The following is a 2,327-nucleotide window of genomic DNA, read 5'->3' on the forward strand; positions in this document are numbered from 1 at the left end:
ATTCCCTACACCCAAATCGCAGGGAAAATCCTCTATCGACTCTCCGACATCAATCAATTACTCCAAGAAAACTATAAAAATACGAATTAGATATTTTATAATACGGATTGATATCGGGTTAAAATAAGATAGAAAATAAAAACACCCGAAAAGTTGGATACCGAACTTTTCGGGTGCAAATCAAAAAGTGAATTTCAATTCATTTTTACTTCACAATTCTATTTGGAAAAATATCTGTAGTCACAGTTTTTCGCTCATAGTCTGGAGTTGATTCCCCTTCAACATAATCCGTGTACAATAAATTACCCTTAATCATATACTTTTCTTGAAAGCGATTAGGGTAGTCCCCTTTCTTAGGATGGATTTGTATATAATAGATGATCTCATCTTTCGTATAAAATATATAGTCTGGAGCTTCTCTTACCAATCTGGGCTCAGAACTGTCTTTGGAATAGTGTAATCTAATCACTTGTGCATCTCCATTGCTGTGAAACACGACTCCTGCCAAAAAACCAGCACCATCAAGATTATCCTCAATAATTTTGGGATTAGATTTTATCTTAGCCAAATCTTTCAAAAATAGCCACTCTCCAATAAGTGCAGGATCTTTAGGTTTATCACGATAGCGCTTCATTTCTACAGTACCTATTTGACAAGAAGTTAGGCTATAACATACAGCTATTACAACAATCGTGAGTTTTAAAACGGTATAATAAACATTCCTCATAATTACTTTTCGTATTCTGTCTTTATGTATGTATTAGAATCTTTAAGAATGTCACTTGGCCAAACATACTTTCGCGACCCATTTGATATATCAACACCATATTCCATCTTGGCACAATACCAAACAAGAGAACTGCAAATAAATTTATTTGGAACCTCTTTCATCGTTTTAAACACATTGCCATAAGGTCTCCCAATATATGTTTTTGCTCTATCTGCCATCCTTGAGAGATCTTCTATTCGAACATAAGAACGATAGTAACGATAACGACCTCTTATTTTCACCTTACTCCTACTTGTTGTGGCTTTCCGTATTCCGAGAACCGCATGAGGACGACACCAAGTATCAAAATTCATATATTGAACACCGTCAGAATGTCCTTCCTTCTTATCTTTAGGTGTTGAATCAATAGATAAATTGTTCCGTGGCTTTGAATCCCAATTTAGGGGAGTGTTGATAATAGCAACATGCCCTGCAATAGAAAAATTTTTACCTATAGCCTACCAATTCTTCTTTCGTATTAATATATCCCCTCGGCGTACTCCTGACTCTAAGTGTTTAGAAATAATTTTATTTCTAACAGAAGTATTTCCACCCCCTCCACTACTACTGCTACTTCTTAGCATCGCTGGATTTAAACCATCGGACATATCAACTTGGTTTTGAATATTATTCTGAGAGTTCAGTTCTTCCTCTATTAAGTCGAAAAGATCTACTTCCTTAGTTGAGGTTGAATATCTTTTGAGGGTTTTAGAAGATTGTGTTTTCGCTATAGAGAATTTACTAAAGTCCATGTTTTCATAGTCTAAGCGTTCAATATTTTGGGAGGAGAATATTTTCTCACAAGCAAGATCGTACTTTTCTATCTCTGTTAAGAGTTCTGGAATGAGAGCCACCTTCTCTTCGATACTTTTCTGTTCTTCTTTTAGGTATGCATTTAGAAACTCCTCTCTATCCTCTAAAGAAAGATCATAAAAATGGATTGGGTTATTTGTTCCCTCTTCTTTTATATCTAAAAATTGGAGATGTGCTACCATTGGATTACGTAGAATTTCTTCTACAGGGACATCCTTATATGAGTCGTAATTCAGTGCCTTTGCGGTCATTGCACTTGACTCAAAAGCCAATGTTTTTAAGTCATTACAATAGTTTTTAATAATAGATTTATCAGCTTCAGAAAGAGTGAGAAATTCGTTCCCTGAGCGTAATGTTAAACTCTCTGAAGGCATCTTCTCCTCAATGCCAGAGGATACGGCAGATACTAAAAATTCTTCTTTTTGACCATGACAGCCAAATAGAAGAACAGCGATTAAGATTAATAGCAAGTTGCTTTTAAAAGGTTTCTTCATAACCTGATACTACATAATTTTAATTAGTGAAATTCCACGCAACAAGAGAACATCTCTTGCTACTGTTCGCAAATGTAATTATAAAATTGATGCTGTGAGAATACATACTGCAGAATACCTATCATTTGTTATAATGATGCTGTAAATCTATATCGACACCTATTTGATGGGTATATTACTATTGTATCAGCCTCTCCATGTCCCTTGCAATCTTTTGGTCTGTGATTTGAGCGTAGATTTGCGTGCTGGAG

General features: G+C 35.2%; 3 protein-coding genes and 1 pseudogene. 1 reads left to right on the top strand and 3 read right to left on the bottom strand.

Going from position 1 to position 2,327, the window contains the following annotated elements; translation table 11 throughout:
- A pseudogene (locus Q4A14_RS08915) lies at positions 1-90 on the top strand (DNA-binding protein); the annotation flags it as partial.
- Between the two features lie 115 nt (positions 91-205).
- On the opposite strand, the gene Q4A14_RS08920 reads toward Q4A14_RS08915, so the two are convergent.
- The 3 genes from Q4A14_RS08920 to Q4A14_RS08930 all read right to left on the bottom strand — a co-directional run bounded on the left by Q4A14_RS08920 (position 206) and on the right by Q4A14_RS08930 (position 2,076).
- Positions 206-634, bottom strand: coding sequence for a hypothetical protein (locus tag Q4A14_RS08920; RefSeq protein WP_303171520.1), 429 nt, complete (start codon positions 632-634; stop codon positions 206-208).
- A 95-nt stretch (positions 635-729) separates the two neighbouring features.
- Positions 730-948 carry a hypothetical protein gene (locus Q4A14_RS08925; RefSeq protein ID WP_303171522.1) on the bottom strand — a complete coding sequence of 73 codons (219 nt, stop codon included), beginning with the start codon at positions 946-948 and terminating at the stop codon, positions 730-732.
- A gap of 279 nt (positions 949-1,227) precedes the next feature.
- Complete coding sequence (locus Q4A14_RS08930; protein WP_303171524.1) at positions 1,228-2,076, bottom strand: hypothetical protein; 849 nt, start codon at positions 2,074-2,076, stop codon at positions 1,228-1,230.
- Positions 2,077-2,327 lie beyond the last annotated feature (251 nt).

This window comes from Porphyromonas sp., from assembly GCF_030529325.1.
GTDB lineage: Bacteria > Bacteroidota > Bacteroidia > Bacteroidales > Porphyromonadaceae > Porphyromonas_A.

Excerpts from the sequence above, each read along its gene's own strand:
- Q4A14_RS08930 (WP_303171524.1), bottom strand. The coding sequence starts at position 2,076 with ATGAAGAAACCTTTTAAAAGCAACTTGCTATTAATCTTAATCGCTGTT.
- Q4A14_RS08925 (WP_303171522.1), bottom strand. The coding sequence starts at position 948 with ATGGCAGATAGAGCAAAAACATATATTGGGAGACCTTATGGCAATGTG.
- Q4A14_RS08920 (WP_303171520.1), bottom strand. The coding sequence starts at position 634 with ATGAAGCGCTATCGTGATAAACCTAAAGATCCTGCACTTATTGGAGAG.